Source organism: Streptomyces sp. WZ.A104 (assembly GCF_002382885.1).
GTDB lineage: Bacteria > Actinomycetota > Actinomycetes > Streptomycetales > Streptomycetaceae > Streptomyces.
The window spans coordinates 1-15,281 of sequence record NZ_NWVL01000116.1; the positions used below are offsets into that span (position 1 = coordinate 1).

Annotated in this window: 13 protein-coding genes and 1 pseudogene; 6 read left to right on the forward strand and 8 right to left on the reverse strand. The window is 70.9% G+C overall.

The features are described from left to right. The 3 genes and pseudogenes from CIB93_RS35090 to CIB93_RS35100 form a co-directional block, all read right to left on the reverse strand. Nucleotides 1–584 (reverse strand): annotated as a pseudogene (locus tag CIB93_RS35090) (amidohydrolase); the annotation flags it as partial. A gap of 94 nt (nt 585–678) precedes the next feature. Continuing rightward, a complete protein-coding gene (locus tag CIB93_RS35095; RefSeq protein ID WP_096632843.1) occupies nt 679–1,056 on the reverse strand; it encodes a hypothetical protein in 378 nt (125 codons plus the stop codon). A 91-nt stretch (nt 1,057–1,147) separates the two neighbouring features. Further along, complete coding sequence (locus CIB93_RS35100; protein WP_179500355.1) at nt 1,148–2,101, reverse strand: heme o synthase; 954 nt, start codon at nt 2,099–2,101, stop codon at nt 1,148–1,150. 288 nt (nt 2,102–2,389) lie between these two features. Between CIB93_RS35100 and tkt the strand changes: the two genes are divergently transcribed. The 5 genes from tkt to pgl are packed head-to-tail and all read left to right on the forward strand — an operon-like array spanning nt 2,390 to nt 9,002. Further along, nucleotides 2,390–4,477, forward strand: coding sequence for a transketolase (gene tkt / locus CIB93_RS35105; protein ID WP_096632844.1), 2,088 nt, complete (start codon nt 2,390–2,392; stop codon nt 4,475–4,477). A 34-nt stretch (nt 4,478–4,511) separates the two neighbouring features. Then, nucleotides 4,512–5,630, forward strand: a complete 1,119-nt coding sequence (tal, locus tag CIB93_RS35110; RefSeq protein WP_096632845.1) for a transaldolase — start codon at nt 4,512–4,514, stop codon at nt 5,628–5,630. Nucleotides 5,631–5,635: 5 nt separating this feature from the next. Continuing rightward, a complete protein-coding gene (zwf, locus tag CIB93_RS35115) occupies nt 5,636–7,168 on the forward strand; it encodes a glucose-6-phosphate dehydrogenase (RefSeq protein WP_096632846.1) in 1,533 nt (510 codons plus the stop codon). Further along, nucleotides 7,165–8,223, forward strand: a complete 1,059-nt coding sequence (gene opcA / locus CIB93_RS35120; protein ID WP_096632847.1) for a glucose-6-phosphate dehydrogenase assembly protein OpcA — start codon at nt 7,165–7,167, stop codon at nt 8,221–8,223. Before zwf ends, opcA begins: the two co-directional genes overlap by 4 nt. Beyond that, complete coding sequence (pgl, locus tag CIB93_RS35125) at nt 8,220–9,002, forward strand: 6-phosphogluconolactonase (RefSeq protein ID WP_096632848.1); 783 nt, start codon at nt 8,220–8,222, stop codon at nt 9,000–9,002. Before opcA ends, pgl begins: the two co-directional genes overlap by 4 nt. Before the next feature lie 89 nt (nt 9,003–9,091). Here pgl and CIB93_RS35130 read toward each other — a convergent pair whose 3' ends face one another. Continuing rightward, nucleotides 9,092–9,874, reverse strand: coding sequence for a barstar family protein (locus CIB93_RS35130; RefSeq protein ID WP_096632849.1), 783 nt, complete (start codon nt 9,872–9,874; stop codon nt 9,092–9,094). Between the two features lie 78 nt (nt 9,875–9,952). Here CIB93_RS35130 and CIB93_RS35135 point away from each other — a divergent pair, with 78 nt between their 5' ends. Beyond that, the gene (locus CIB93_RS35135; RefSeq protein ID WP_096632850.1) at nt 9,953–10,315 is read left to right on the forward strand and encodes a VOC family protein; all 363 of its coding nucleotides are present in this window, start codon (nt 9,953–9,955) and stop codon (nt 10,313–10,315) included. Nucleotides 10,316–10,375: 60 nt separating this feature from the next. Here CIB93_RS35135 and CIB93_RS35140 read toward each other — a convergent pair whose 3' ends face one another. From CIB93_RS35140 to pgi, 4 genes are read right to left on the reverse strand one after another with little or no spacing between them, the layout of a single operon-like run. Then, nucleotides 10,376–11,215 (reverse strand): poly-gamma-glutamate hydrolase family protein, encoded by an 840-nt coding sequence (locus CIB93_RS35140; RefSeq protein WP_096632851.1) that lies wholly within the window; start codon nt 11,213–11,215, stop codon nt 10,376–10,378. A 40-nt stretch (nt 11,216–11,255) separates the two neighbouring features. Further along, entirely contained in the window at nt 11,256–12,800 is a 1,545-nt protein-coding gene (locus CIB93_RS35145) for a PH domain-containing protein (RefSeq protein ID WP_096632852.1), read from the reverse strand. Next, nucleotides 12,797–13,303 carry a PH domain-containing protein gene (locus CIB93_RS35150; protein ID WP_096632853.1) on the reverse strand — a complete coding sequence of 169 codons (507 nt, stop codon included), beginning with the start codon at nt 13,301–13,303 and terminating at the stop codon, nt 12,797–12,799. The genes CIB93_RS35145 and CIB93_RS35150 overlap by 4 nt, the downstream gene beginning before the upstream one ends. A gap of 4 nt (nt 13,304–13,307) precedes the next feature. Then, complete coding sequence (gene pgi / locus CIB93_RS35155) at nt 13,308–14,966, reverse strand: glucose-6-phosphate isomerase (protein ID WP_096632854.1); 1,659 nt, start codon at nt 14,964–14,966, stop codon at nt 13,308–13,310. Nucleotides 14,967–15,281 lie beyond the last annotated feature (315 nt).

Consider the following 15,281-nt stretch of genomic DNA (forward strand, 5'->3'; position numbering starts at 1 on the left):
CGGGCGAGCCAGCGCCCGGCCGCCGCCCGCACCCGGACCGGCCCCGGCGGCTCGGGCGCGGCTGCGCGGGCGTCCGGGGCGCGGGTGACGGAGCTGAACGCGACAGCCGAGGAGGCGGCGGTGTGCACGGCCTCGCCGAGGTTGACCAGGAAGGTGTCGACGGTCCCGGAGGTGTCGGCGACCTGCTCGGCGAGGACTTCCAGGCGGACGATCTCGCGGGCCTCGGACCCGGCCGCCGATGCCATCTCGGCCGGGCCCGTGAGGTCGCCGGGGAGACCGGTGTCGACGAGGTGGGCGGTGACGCCGGTGGCGCGCAGCAGCCGGCGGGAGGTCTCCGCGACGCCCAGCTCCCGGCGGCGGGCCAGATAGCGGGCGGGCGGGCAGTGCGCTTCGAGGCCCAGCAGGGGCGGGCACCAGCGGCGCACGGCGAAGCCGGTCTGGGTGTCGAAGAAGGTGGTGCCGGGGGCGGCCGGGGCCGGGGCGGCGGTGAGCCGGGCCTCGAAGGTGCCGAGGCCCAGCTCCGTACGGAGGATGCCGTGGCAGTTCTGGTCGACCAGGTCGGCCACGGGCACGGTGTCGGTCATCCGGGGCTCCCTGGGACGGCGTGCGTATGCACGGCCTAACGGGTGAACCCCGGGTCAGGTGTTGCCCGGGAGGCGGGGAAAGCGCCCGCGCCGCTCAGCGGTCGTTGGAGGGGCCGCCGATCTGCATCCCGGCCATCCGGGACCACTCGTACGGGCCGGTGCGGACCTTGAGTGCGAACTCGCCGTCGAACTCCTCGTGGAGCGTGATGCCGGACTTCTTCGCCGCGCTCTCGGCGACGGCGTAGGTCGGTGCGACGAGGTCGCCCCAGGCGCCGTCCTCGCCGACCAGGACGATGCGGGCGCCCGCCTGGCCGATGTAGGCGAGCTGCCCCTCGGCGCCGCCGTGCTCCTTGGCGAAGGAGCCGATCTCGCGGGCGAGCTTCGCCGCCCTGCGCTCCGCGCGCGCCGCCTTCCTGGCGTCGGTGCGCGAGGTCTGCTCGGTGTCTGCCGCTTCTGCTGCCTTCTCTGCCATGGACAGGATGCTACCGACGAGTAGATCAACTGGCGACGGGCGGGTCACGTGGCTTGTGCCACGTGACCCGCCCGTCGGCCCTTGAGCGTGCTCAGCGGAGGAAGGGGTCCACCGCGACGGCGAGGAAGAGGAGGGAGACGTAGGTGATGGACCAGTGGAACAGCCGCATCTCCTTGAGCTTGCCGCCGGTCACCCCGGCCCTGGCCCGGTTCTGCAGGCCGTGGGCCTCCCAGAGCCAGAAACCGCCCGCCAGCAGGGCCACCGCGGTGTAGAACCAGCCGGTGTAGCCCAGCGGGGTGAGCAGGAGGGAGACTCCGACCATCACCCAGCTGTAGATCACGATCTGCCGGGCGACCACCCGGTTGGAGGCGATGACCGGGAGCATCGGGACGCCGACCCGGGCGTAGTCCTCCTTGACCTTCATCGACAGCGGCCAGTAATGCGGCGGCGTCCAGAAGAAGATGACGGCGAAGAGGATGACGGCGGCCCAGGAGAGGGAGTTCGTCACGGAGGACCAGCCGATGAGCACCGGCAGGCAGCCCGCGATCCCGCCCCAGATGATGTTCTGCGAGGTGCGGCGCTTCAGCAGCATCGTGTAGACGACGACGTAGAAGAGGAGCGCGCCGAGCGCGAGGGCTGCGGAGAGCCAGTTGACGAGCAGCCCGAACCAGAGGGTGGAGACCACCCCGAGGGAGATGCCGAACACCAGGCACTCACGCGGGCTGACCATCCCGGTGACCAGCGGGCGCTGCGAGGTGCGGTCCATCAGCGCGTCGATGTCGCGGTCGATGTACATGTTGAGCGCGTTGGCACCGCCGGCGGAGAGATAGCCCCCGACGGTGGTGGTGAGAACGAGCCACAGGTCTGGTACACCCTGGGCAGCGAGGAACATCACCGGAACGGTGGTGATGAGCAACAGCTCGATGATTCGTGGCTTGGTAAGCGCCACGAATGCCTTGACGCGGGCCCCGAACGGGCGATGGCCCCCTGGGCTGGGAGTCAAGGCGACCCCTGCGGGTCGGGACTCGACGGCCGTCACGCACACCCCTGACAGAGAAATCCCAGCAAGCTCCGGGCGTGGAGGCCCGGTGAAGACTTGCGCGAACCCGACCACTGTAGACGTTGGGGATACGCCGTCCTTCGCGGGGGTGGGGTCGTGTTGGGGGTGACTGTGTACCCGGGGGGGCGCTTTCCGCCGGGAGGCGAACCGACCGGCTCGCCCGCACCCTGGAAAGTGCTCGGAAAGTGTCCCCCGCGGCGGGGGTAGGCTCGACAGCGCCCGGTGCGGTAACAGTCACCGGTTTACGACAGTGGAGAGGAGCCCTGACTCAGGGTGAGCATCAAGCCGACCACCACAGACCTCCAGTGGACCGATTTGGACCAGCGGGCCGTGGACACCGTCCGCGTCCTCGCCGCGGACGCCGTACAGAAAGTCGGAAACGGCCACCCGGGCACGGCGATGAGCCTGGCTCCTGCCGCGTACACCCTCTTCCAGAAGGTGATGAGGCACGACCCGGCGGACGCCGACTGGACCGGTCGCGACCGGTTCGTCCTCTCCGCGGGCCACTCCAGCCTGACCCTCTACATCCAGCTCTACCTGGCCGGTTACGGCCTGGAGCTCGATGACCTCAAGGCCTTCCGCACCTGGGGCTCCAAGACGCCGGGCCACCCGGAGTACGGCCACACCGTCGGCGTGGAGACGACGACCGGGCCGCTGGGCCAGGGTGTCGCCAACGCCGTGGGCATGGCGATGGCCGCCCGCTACGAGCGCGGCCTCTTCGACCCGGAAGCGGCTCCCGGCACCTCCCCGTTCGACCACATGGTGTGGGTCGTCGCGGGTGACGGCTGCCTCCAGGAGGGCATCTCGGCCGAGGCGTCCTCGCTGGCCGGGCACCAGAAGCTGGGCAACCTGGTCCTGCTCTGGGACGACAACCACATCTCCATCGAGGGCGACACGGAGACCGCGGTCTCCGAGGACACCCTCAAGCGGTACGAGGCGTACGGCTGGCACGTCCAGCGTGTCGACCAGCTGCCCAGCGGCGACCTGGACCCGGCGGGTCTGTACGCGGCGCTCCAGGCGGCCAAGGCCGAGACCGAGCGCCCCTCGTTCATCGCGGCCCGCTCGATCATCGCCTGGCCCGCCCCGAACGCCCAGAACACCGAGGCCGCGCACGGCTCGGCGCTCGGCGACGACGAGATCGCGGCGACCAAGCGGGTCCTCGGCTTCGACCCGGAGCAGACCTTCGAGGTCTCCGACGAGGTCATCGGCCACACCCGGCAGGCCCTGGACCGCGGCCGCGAGGCCCGTGCCGAGTGGGACAAGGCGTTCGCCGCGTGGCGCACCGCCAACCCGGAGCGCGCCACCGCCTTCGACCGGATCTCCGCGGGCGAGCTGCCCGAGGGCTGGGAGGAGAAGCTCCCCTTCTTCGAGCCCGGCAAGGGCCTGGCCACCCGTGCCGCCTCCGGCAAGGTGCTCCAGGCGCTGGGCGAGGTCGTGCCCGAACTGTGGGGCGGCTCCGCCGACCTCGCGGGCTCGAACAACACCACGATCGACAAGACGTCGTCGTTCCTCCCGGCCGGCAACCCGCTGCCGGAGGCCGACCCGTACGGCCGGACGATCCACTTCGGCATCCGCGAGCACGCCATGGCCGCCGCCATGAACGGCATCGCCCTGCACGGCAACACCCGCATCTACGGCGGCACCTTCCTGGTGTTCTCCGACTACATGCGCAACGCGGTGCGGCTCTCCGCGCTGATGCACCTGCCGGTGACCTACGTGTGGACGCACGACTCGATCGGTCTCGGCGAGGACGGCCCGACGCACCAGCCGGTCGAGCACCTGGCCGCGCTGCGCGCCATCCCGGGCCTGAACATCGTGCGCCCGGCCGACGCGAACGAGACCGCCATCGCCTGGCGCGAGATCCTGCGCCGCTACACCAAGGTCTTCGGCAAGGGCGCTCCGCACGGTCTGGCGCTGACCCGGCAGGGCGTGCCGACGTACGAGGCCAACGAGGACGCGGCCAAGGGCGGTTACGTCCTGTTCGAGGCCGAGGGCGGCAAGCCGCAGGTGCTGCTCATCGCCACCGGTTCCGAGGTCCACGTCGCCGTCGAGGCGCGCGAGCAGCTCCAGGCGGCCGGGGTGCCGACCCGGGTGGTCTCGATGCCGTCGGTCGAGTGGTTCGAGGAGCAGGACCAGGCGTACAAGGACAGCGTGCTGCCGCCGTCGGTGAAGGCGCGCGTCGCCGTCGAGGCGGGCATCGGCCTGACCTGGTACCGCTACGTCGGTGACGCCGGTCGGATCATCTCACTGGAGCACTTCGGGGCCTCGGCCGACGCGAAGGTGCTCTTCCGCGAGTTCGGCTTCACGCCCGAGAACGTGGCCGCCGCCGCGCGGGAATCTCTCGCCGCCGCCACACGCTGACGCCGTTGTATACGACTAGTAGGAGATGCAACTCATGACAGACGCACTCAAGCGCCTCTCCGACGAGGGCGTGGCGATCTGGCTCGACGACCTGTCGCGCAAGCGGATCACCTCCGGCAATCTGGCCGAGCTGATCGACCAGAGCCATGTCGTCGGCGTCACCACCAACCCGTCGATCTTCCAGAAGGCGATCTCGTCGGGCGATGGTTACGAGCAGCAGCTCACCGACCTCGCGGCCCGCAAGGTCACGGTCGAGGAAGCCCTCCGTATGATCACGACGGCGGACGTCCGCGACGCCGCCGACATCCTGCGCCCGGTCTTCGACGCGACGGACGGCCAGGACGGCCGGGTCTCCATCGAGGTGGACCCGCGCCTGGCGCACAACACCACGGCCACCGTCGCCGAGGCCAAGCAGCTGGCCTGGCTGGTGGACCGGCCGAACACCCTGATCAAGATCCCGGCGACGAAGGCCGGTCTGCCGGCCATCACCGAGGTCATCGGCCGGGGCATCAGCGTGAACGTGACGCTGATCTTCTCGCTGGAGCGCTACCGCGCGGTCATGGACGCCTACCTGGCGGGCCTGGAGAAGGCCAAGGCCGCGGGCCTGGACCTCTCCAAGATCCACTCGGTCGCCTCGTTCTTCGTGTCCCGCGTGGACACCGAGATCGACAAGCGGCTGGACGCCATCGGCTCGGACGAGGCGAAGGCGGCCAAGGGCAAGTCCGCGCTGGCCAACGCCCGGCTGGCCTACGAGGCGTACGAGGAGGTCTTCTCCTCCGACCGCTGGGCCGCGCTCGACAAGGCGCAGGCCAACAAGCAGCGCCCGCTGTGGGCCTCCACCGGCGTCAAGGACCCGGCGTACAAGGACACGCTGTACGTCGACGACCTGGTCGCGCCCAACACGGTCAACACCATGCCGGAGGCGACCCTGGACGCGGTGGCCGACCACGGTCGGATCACCGGCGACACCGTCACCGGCGGCTACGACCAGGCCCGCGCCGACCTCGACGCGGTCAACAAGCTCGGCATCTCGTACGACGACGTCGTGCAGGTGCTGGAGGACGAGGGCGTCGAGAAGTTCGAGGCGTCCTGGAACGACCTGCTCAAGTCGACCGAGGCAGAGCTCGACCGCCTCGCCCCTTCGGAGGGCTGACCACTTTGTCTGGTGTTCCCGGAGCCAACCCGCTCCGTGACGCCCAGGACCGACGGCTCCCGCGTATCGCGGGGCCGTCGGGCCTGGTCATCTTTGGCGTCACGGGCGATTTGTCCCGTAAAAAGCTGATGCCCGCCGTCTACGACCTGGCCAATCGCGGCCTGCTGCCGCCGGGCTTCTCGCTCATCGGTTTCGCTCGCCGCGACTGGGAGGACGAGGACTTCGCCCAGGTCGTCCATGACGCCGTCAAGGAGCACGCCCGTACGCCGTTCCGCGAGGAGGTCTGGCAGCAGCTCATCCAGGGGATGCGCTTCGTCCAGGGCAACTTCGACGACGACGAGGCGTTCGAGACACTGAAGGCGACCATCGAGGAGCTCGACAAGGCACAGGGCACGGGCGGCAACTTCGCCTTCTACCTGTCGGTGCCGCCGAAGTTCTTCCCCAAGGTCGTCCAGCAGCTCAAGAAGCACGGCCTGGCCGACCAGAGCGAGGGTTCCTGGCGGCGTGCCGTCATCGAGAAGCCGTTCGGCCACGACCTGGCCAGCGCGCAGGAGCTCAACCAGCTCGTGCACGCCGTCTTCCCGCCCAACGAGGTCTTCCGGATCGACCACTACCTGGGCAAGGAGACGGTCCAGAACATCCTGGCGCTGCGGTTCGCCAACACGATGTTCGAGCCGATCTGGAACCGGTCCTATGTCGACCACGTACAGATCACGATGGCCGAGGACATCGGCATCGGCGGCCGGGCCGGTTACTACGACGGCATCGGCGCCGCCCGTGACGTCATCCAGAACCACCTGCTCCAGCTGCTGGCGCTGACCGCGATGGAGGAGCCCGGCTCCTTCCATCCCAAGGCCCTGGTCGCCGAGAAGCTCAAGGTCCTCACCGCCGTCGAGCTTCCCGAGGACCTCGGCAAGCACACGGTGCGCGGCCAGTACGCGCACGCCTGGCAGGGCGGCGAGGAGGTCCTCGGCTACCTGGAGGAGGACGGCATCGACCCCAAGTCGACGACCGACACCTTCGCCGCGATCAAGCTGACGATCAACAACCGCCGCTGGGCGGGCGTCCCGTTCTACCTCCGGACCGGCAAGCGGCTCGGCCGCCGGGTCACGGAGATCGCGGTCGTCTTCAAGCGCGCCCCGTATCTCCCCTTCGAGTCCGGCGCGACCGAGGAGCTCGGCGGCAATGCCCTGGTCATCCGGGTCCAGCCGGACGAGGGCGTCACCGTGCGCTTCGGCTCCAAGGTCCCCGGCACCTCGATGGAGGTCCGGGACGTCACGATGGACTTCGCGTACGGCGAGTCCTTCACGGAGTCCAGCCCGGAGGCGTACGAACGGCTCCTCCTGGACGTCCTGCTCGGCGACGCCAACCTCTTCCCCCGTCACCAGGAGGTCGAGCTCTCCTGGAACATCCTCGACCCGATCGAGGAGTACTGGGACAAGCACGGCAAGCCCGCGCAGTACGCGGCCGGGACCTGGGGTCCGGCCGAGGCGGACGAGATGCTCGCACGCGACGGACGGAGCTGGAGGCGGCCATGAAGATCGATCTCACGGAAACCACGTCCAGCAAGATCAACCAGGCGCTGGTCTCGGCCCGCCGGGCCATCGGCACCCCCGCCATCGGCATGGTGCTCACGCTGGTCATCGTCACCGACGAGGAGAACGCCTACGACGCGCTCAAGTCGGCCGGTGACGCCTCGCGCGAGCACCCCTCGCGGATCATCGCGGTGATCAAGCGGGTCAGCCGCTCGCCGCGGGCCCGGCGGGACGCCCGCCTGGACGCCGAGGTCCGGGTGGGTTCCGACGCGGGCACCGGCGAGACCGTCGTCCTGCGGCTCCACGGCGAACTGGCCAACCACGCCCAGTCGGTGGTCCTTCCGCTGCTGCTGCCGGACGCCCCGGTCGTGGTGTGGTGGCCCGAGGGCGCCCCCGCCGACCCGGCGAAGGACCCGCTCGGGGCCCTCGCCCAGCGCCGGATCACCGATGCCTACTCCGCCGAGCGCCCGCTCGACGAGCTGGCGGTGCGGGCGGCGGCGTACAGCCCGGGCGACACCGACCTGGCCTGGACCCGGATCACGCCGTGGCGCTCGATGCTGGCCGCCGCGCTCGACCAGCAGCCCGCCGAGGTCATCGGCGCGACCGTGGAGGGCGAGAGCGACAACCCGAGCTGCGAGCTGCTGGCCATGTGGCTCGCGGACCGGCTGGCCGTCCCGGTGGAGCGCACGCACTCCGGGGGGCCGGGGCTCACCGCGGTCCGGATGGAGACGAAGAACGGCGTCATCGTCCTGGACCGCCCCGACGGCTCGCTGGCCACGCTCTCCATGCAGAACCAGCCGGACCGCGCGGTGGCGCTCAAGCGGCGCGACACCGCAGAGCTGCTGGCGGAGGAGCTGCGCCGGCTCGACCCGGACAACACCTACGAGTCCTCGGTCAAGTTCGGCGTCGAGAAGCTGCACCAGGGCGGCGACGTCACGGCCACGCCCCTCGGCCACGCGTCGGACACGGCGGGCTCGGCGGACAAGGCGGAGAAGTCCGCCGAGCCGAAGGCGCCCGCGGCGAAGAAGGCCCCGGCCAAGAAGGCGGCCGCCAAGTGACGCCTCCTCAGCTCGTCGTGCACCGTGACAAGGAGCTGATGGCACAGGCCGCGGCGGCCCGGCTGATCACGAAGGTCGTGGATGCCCAGGCCACCCGTGGCCATGCCTCGGTGGTGCTGACCGGCGGGCGCAACGGCAACGGCCTGCTGGCCGCGCTCGCCGCCGCGCCCGCCCGGGACGCGATCGACTGGGCGCGCCTGGACCTGTGGTGGGGCGACGAGCGGTTCCTGCCCGAGGGCGACCCGGAGCGCAATGTCACCCAGGCCCGCGAGGCGCTGCTCGACGCGGTGCCGCTGGACCCGGCCCGGGTCCACCCGATGCCCGCGTCGGACGGCCCGCACGGCAAGGACGTGGGCGACGCGGCAGCGGCGTACGCGGCCGAACTGGCCGCCGCAGCGGGCCCCGAGGACCACGGCCCGGTGCCCACGTTCGACGTGCTGATGCTGGGCGTCGGCCCGGACACGCATGTGGCTTCGCTCTTCCCTGAGCTGCCTGCCGTACGGGAGACCGAGCGCACCGTCGTCGGTGTGCGCGGGGCGCCCAAGCCTCCGCCGGTCCGGGTCTCCCTCACACTGCCCGCGATCCGCGCGGCCCGTGAGGTGTGGCTGCTGGCTGCGGGCGAGGACAAGGCGGAGGCCGCGGCCATCGCCCTGTCCGGGGCCGGGGAGATCCAGGCCCCGGCGGCGGGCGCGTACGGGCGCAGCCGGACGCTGTGGCTGCTGGACGCGGCGGCGGCCTCGCAGCTGCCGCGCGCGCTGTATCCGCCGGCCTCTGCCTGAGCCTCGGCACTTCGCAGGCCCGGACCGCTTCTACCGAGCGGTCCGGGCCTGCGGCGTGACGGGCCCGGCACTCGCAGAGGCCGGGAACATCACCCCGCGGACAGCTCGGTCTCCACACCGCACTCCTCGAACAGAGCGAGAACGCTCGCGGTGAAATCGCTGCCCAGCACTTCGCGGGAGGCCGCGAAGTTCCGCCACACCAGGCGGAACGGAGCCGCTCCGTCGCGCCGCATGGTCCGAAGGCAGTCGAAGACCGCGTCGCGGTTCGAACCGAAGTAGCCGCCGGGCCCGTTGACGGCTTCTCCCAGGGCGCAGTAGAAGCCTGCCCTCGTGCTGATCCCGGTGCTGTCGATGACCGCCGTCCCGTCGGTCTCGTAGCGCGTCGCATTCCGCCCGGAATCGAACCAGGCGGTCTGCACGACGTGCAGCCAGCTCTCGTGCCAGTCGGACGGGTAGCGGGCCCATTCTCCGCGCTCGACGGGTCGGTCCGTGGCCCACTTCCGCCAGATCTCTCCGGCCCGGGGGTACTCGCAGGTGTGCCCGAAGGAGTAGTCGAGGTCGGGGCGGTCCGCGCCGGAGGGCACGAGCTCGTGCCGGAAAGCGGCGATCGCCCTCCCGAGGTGGTACGCCCCGATTGTCCTTCCCTGCCGGTCGACGACCTGGAGCTCGGCCCACTCGGTCTTCCGCCGGGCACGGCCGACCTGGTGCGCTCGGACGAAGGTGACGGTGACGGTCTCCGGCGGCTCCGGGTCCTCCTCCATGAAGTAGTCGCGAAGGTCCTCGGCGGCCAGAAGGACCTTTCCGGACTCCTTGTCGACGAGCCGGTACAGGATGTCCTGCGTATCGTCGATGCCCTCGTTCTCGGGGCTCATGCGTGACCATTCCGTTCAACGTGAAAGCCGAAGCCGCGCGACGTGTTGGCGCAGCCCGCGGCATGAAAGGCTCGGCCCATGATGCATATCGGAACCGTGGTGATGGGCGCGTCCGACGTACGGCGGGCCGCCGCCTTCTGGAAGGCGGCACTGGACTACACCGAGCGCGAGCCGGGCACGGACGACTGGGTGGTGCTGGTCCCGGTCGAGGGCCCCGGTGTCGGGGTGGCGCTGGGCCGCTCCGCCTCCCCCGTCCAGGAGGTCCCCCGGGTCCACCTCGACCTCTACTCCGACGTCCAGGAGGCCGAGGTGGAGCGGCTGATCGGGCTCGGTGCCGAAAGGGTCGCGTGGGAGCTGTACCCCCCGGACCCGGACTTCGTGGTGCTCGCCGACCCCGAGGGCAACCGCTTCTGCGTCATCGACACGACGCACGGGGGCTGAGGCGCCCCCGGAGTGCTGGGGGCCTGGAGTGTTGGGCGCCGGGGGCCTGGGGGCCTGGGGTCAGAGGACGACCTGGTCCGATCCCTGCTCCAGCTTCGTGATCGCGGCCCGGCAGGCGCCGACGAAGCGGTCGAAGACCTCGGTCGTACTGCCGGCCCGGCCCGCGCGGGTGTTGACCGTGAACATGGCGGCGCGCAGCTCCGTGGTGAGCTCCAGCTGACCGCCCTTGGCGAGCATCGTGCGGTTGACGGGGTTGACGCGGTTGACCCCGGCCAGGTTGGGCACCTCGCTTCCGTCCCGCCAGGCGATGCCGACCGCGTCGAACTCCGCCTTGAGCAGGGTCTTGAAGCGGGTGTTCAGTCCGCCGACGACCACGGCCTGCGGGCCGGTGCCCGCCTGCGCCGACGTACAGCCGTGCAGGCTCAGCACGTTGAGGCTGCTCGCGGCCATGGAGAGGGCGACGTGGTCGTCGCAGTTCTTGGCGGTGACGTGCAGATCGCGGTTGCCGGAGGAGCGCAGCCCCTCGAACATCCAGTAGTCGAAGACCCCGTGGCCGTCCTGGAGGGGCTCCAGCGTGGCGGGGTGGTAACCGGCGATGGCGAGGCAGAGCTCGGAGGTTCCCATCTCGATGCCGCCGCCGTGCATCGCCATGACCGTGGTGCGGTTGTACGGATACCTCTGCGGGAGCGAGTGGTCGGTGTACTCGTGCCTCTTGTAGCGGCGGGCGAACTCGACGCCCTCCTTGCCCGCGAGCTTCTTGTAGAGGTCGGAGTTGGAGGTGTAGATGTCCAGGTCGCCGGTGGCATGGGCGTCGGTCGCGGTGATCGAGCCCAGCAGCGGGCCGCTGACGGCGGCGGTGGCGAGGGCGGTGAGCACGGTACGGCGGTGGGTGAAGGTCATGATCGACATCGTCGCCGACGGCGGCCCCGCTGCCCAGGGGTCAGGTTGTGCAGTCGGTCACGGGCCGGTCGCCCCGACGGTGGGCCGGGCGCTCCAGGAAGGGTTCCAGCAGTCCCGGTACGGCCTCGGCGGCGAAGGTGAGGCCCTCGCTCGCGTCGGTGTCGTAGGCGGTGTACGCGCCCCCTCCGGCGGCAGTGGTGGCCGTGATGCTGAGCAGCCCGGCCCGGCGCTGGAAGACCGACTGCTTGACCGTCCAGCCGATCACCCCGGCCCGTTCCAGGGCGGCGGTGGAGCGGCGGACCGTGCCGGAGCGGGTCACCAGATAGCGCCCGGAGAGCGCGTGCCCGAGCCCCCGGTACGCGTCCAGGGCCAGGGCCACCGCGAGCGGAAGGAAGACCACCGCGCAGCCCAGGGCGATCCAGAGCAGCACAGGGGTGAGCAGGGCCCCGAGGAGGACCAGGAGCAGCAGGGGGGCCAGGGCCGTGGCGAGCGACCAGCGCAGTCTGCGGCCCCGGGCGGCGTACGGGTGGCGGATCAGCGTGGCACCGGTCGGGGTGACCGCCTCGCGCAGCACATCGGCGGCGACGGTGTCGGCCCTGGGCCGGGGCGCGGCCGGGAGCAGGGTGTTGTGGTCTGCGCTCTGACCCTCGTGGTCCTTGGCGAGCCCGGTGGTGATGGCCTCCAGCCGGGCCGCGCCGAGCAGCCGGATACCGAGCGGCTCGACCAGGTCGACTCCGCGCAGCCGGGCCTCCTCCACGGAGATCGACCGGGAGGTGAACAGTCCGCGCCGCACCCGCAGCGTGCCGCCGGGCTCGCGCTCCAGGCGGTAGTTCCACCACATCTCGATCCAGAGGCCGAGCGCCCCGGCGGCGCCCGCGATCAGGGCCGCCACGACCAGGCCGAGGATCACCCAGGTCAGCGGGGTCTCCCGGAAGCGGTCGCCGACCCAGGCGATGACCGCGCCCTGGGCCCCGACCCAGTCGCTGATCTGCATCACGGCTCCGGCCGCCGCACCGCCGAGCACAGGGGCGACGAAGGAGACCGGGGCGTAGCGGATCCACCGGGGGTCCAGCACGGCCAGCTCGCCCTCACGGTGGCCGCCGGACGGCGGGGCCGCGGCGCGTTCCAGCAGCAGACGGCGGAGCCGTTCGCCCTCGGCTCGGGTGACCGGGTCCAGGGTGAGCGTCGAGTCGTGGCCCTGTTCCCCCGTGCCGATGCGGACGGTGACCAGGCCGAGGAGGCGCAGCAGCAGGTTGGCGGTGAGGTCGACCGTGCGGATGCGTGTCCGGGCCAGGGAGCGGCGCTTGACCAGGAGCAGGCCGGTGTGGAGCTCGACGCGCTGCTCGCCGATGCGGTAGCGGGTGCGGTGCCAGCGGACCCGGTCGGCGCCCGCCGCGGCCGCGATGACCAGGAGGGCCCCGGCCAGCGCCCAGAGGACGGCGAGGGGGAGGCCGAGCCAGCGGGAGAGCCCGAGGGTGGCGGGGATGGCGACGCCCGCGACGACGCCCGCCATGACGAGCGCGGTGACCAGAACCGTACGGGGGTCGAGACGGCGCCAGTCGTCTTGCGGGGCGGCGGCGCTCATGTGGCGTCGCCCGGAGTGTCGCGGGTGATGCGGGTGAGCTGCTGGGCCAGTTCGGCGGCCACCTCGTGGTCCAGCCCCTGGATGCGTACCGCGCCCTTGGCGGAGGCGGTGGTGACCGTGACGGTGGCGAGCCGGTAGAGCTGCTCCAGGGGGCCCCTTACGGTGTCGACGGTCTGGATTCGGGACATCGGGGCGATCCGCCACTCCTGCCAGAAGAACCCGGTGCGGACGTACACCGCGTCCTCGGTGATCTCCCAGCGGTGCGTGCGGAACCACCACAGGGGGAGGAGGACGGTGGCCGCCGCCCCCGCCGCGGCCAGGACCGCGGCGGACAGCAGCAGCCAGAAGCGGGCGGGGCCGATCAGCGCGCCCAGCACCACGAGCGGCACGACGTGCCCGACGGTGAACAGCAGCCACTGGACCCGCCACCAGCCGACGGCCCGCTCGTTCAGCGTGTTGCGCGGCGGCCGCAGCCGTACCGTCGTCCCCTCCCCCTGTGTCATGGGCTCAGCGCCCCCGCAGCGTGCGGTAGGCGGCGACCAGGGCGGCGGTGGAGCTGTCGAGCTGCCCGGTGTCCGCGCCGCTGTCCCCGGTCAGGAGCGGCTCGATCTTCTTGGCGAGGACCTTGCCCAGTTCGACGCCCCACTGGTCGAAGGAGTCGATGTTCCAGATGGCGCCCTGGACGAAGACCTTGTGCTCGTAGAGCGCGATGAGCTGGCCCAGGACCGAGGGGGTCAGCCGGTCGGCGAGGATCGTCGTCGTGGGGTGGTTGCCCCGGAACGTCTTGTGCGGCACCAGCGCCTCGGGCACGCCCTCCGCACGGACCTCGTCGGGCGTCTTGCCGAAGGCGAGGGCCTGGGTCTGGGCGAAGAAGTTGGCCATCAGCAGGTCGTGCTGGGCGATCAGGCCGGGCAGCAGATCGTGGACCGGGGCGGCGAAGCCGATGAAGTCCGCCGGGATCATCTTCGTACCCTGGTGGATCAACTGGTAATACGCGTGCTGCCCGTTGGTGCCGGGGGTGCCCCAGACGACCGGGCCGGTCTGCCAGTCCACCGGGTTGCCGTCGCGGTCGACGGACTTGCCGTTGGACTCCATGTCGAGCTGCTGGAGATACGCGGTGAACTTGGACAGGTAGTGGCTGTAGGGCAGCACCGCGTGCGACTGGGCGTCGAAGAACTCCCCGTACCAGACACCGAGGAGACCGAGCAGGAGCGGGACGTTCTCCTCGGCGGGGGCGGTGCGGAAGTGCTCGTCGACGAGGTGGAAGCCGTCGAGCATCTCGCGGAACCGCTCCGGGCCCACCGCGATCATCAGCGAGAGGCCGATCGCGGAGTCGTACGAATAGCGGCCGCCGACCCAGTCCCAGAATTCGAACATGTTGGCCGTGTCGATGCCGAATTCCTCGACCTTCCCGGCATTGGTCGACAGGGCCACGAAGTGCTTGGCGACGGCGTCCTGACCGGCCCTCAGCTCGGTCAGCAGCCAGTCCCGGGCGGAGGTGGCGTTGGTGATGGTCTCGATCGTGGTGAACGTCTTCGACGCGACGATGAACAGCGTCTCGGCCGGGTCGAGGTCGCGGACCGCCTCGTGCAGGTCGGCGCCGTCCACGTTGGAGACGAAGCGGAGGGTGAGCGCGCGGTCCGTGTAGGAGCGCAGCACCTCGTACGCCATGGCGGGGCCGAGGTCGGAGCCGCCGATGCCGATGTTGACGATGTTCTTGACGGGGCGGCCGGTATGGCCGGTCCACTGTCCTGCCCGGACCTTCTCGGAGAAGGCGGCCATCTTGTCCAGGACCGCGTGGACAGCGGGCACGACGTTCTGGCCGTCGACCTCGATCACCGCGTCGCGCGGGGCGCGGAGCGCGGTGTGCAGGACGGCCCGGTCCTCGGTGGTGTTGATCTTCTCGCCGCGGAACATGGCGTCCCGCAGCTCGGCGACGCCGGTCGCGGCGGCGAGCTCGCGCAGCAGGCGCAGGGTCTCGTCGGTGACCAGGTTCTTGGAGTAGTCGACGGAGAGTTCGCCGACCCGGAGGGTGCAGTCGGCGGCGCGGTCCGGCTGTCGCGCGAACAGCTCGCGCAGCCGCGTCGCTCCGAACTCCTCACGGTGCTTGGCGAGAGCCGTCCACTCGGGCGTCTGGTTGAGCTTGGCTCGGCTTGCTGCGTTCATCCGGGATATCAGCCCACTTCTTCTCGTACCTCAGCATCCCCGCTGCCCCTCCAACCTAATTGATCGAGGGGACGGGTGGCGCGGAGGCGAGCGGTGGGGGGCGGGAACGCGACCGGCCGGACACCCGGGAGAGGGGTGTCCGGCCGGGGAAGGCTCGGGTGGTGCGGGGAAACGGGGCGGACCGGGCGGTGAAGCTCTAGATCCAACGCCGTTCAGTTAGATCGAGGTCCGGGGTGTCAAGGCCCGCTCATGAGCATGTGGATGCTGATGGTGGCTTTGTAGGTGGTGCGGTCAATGGCGGGTCCGCGTGCGTTG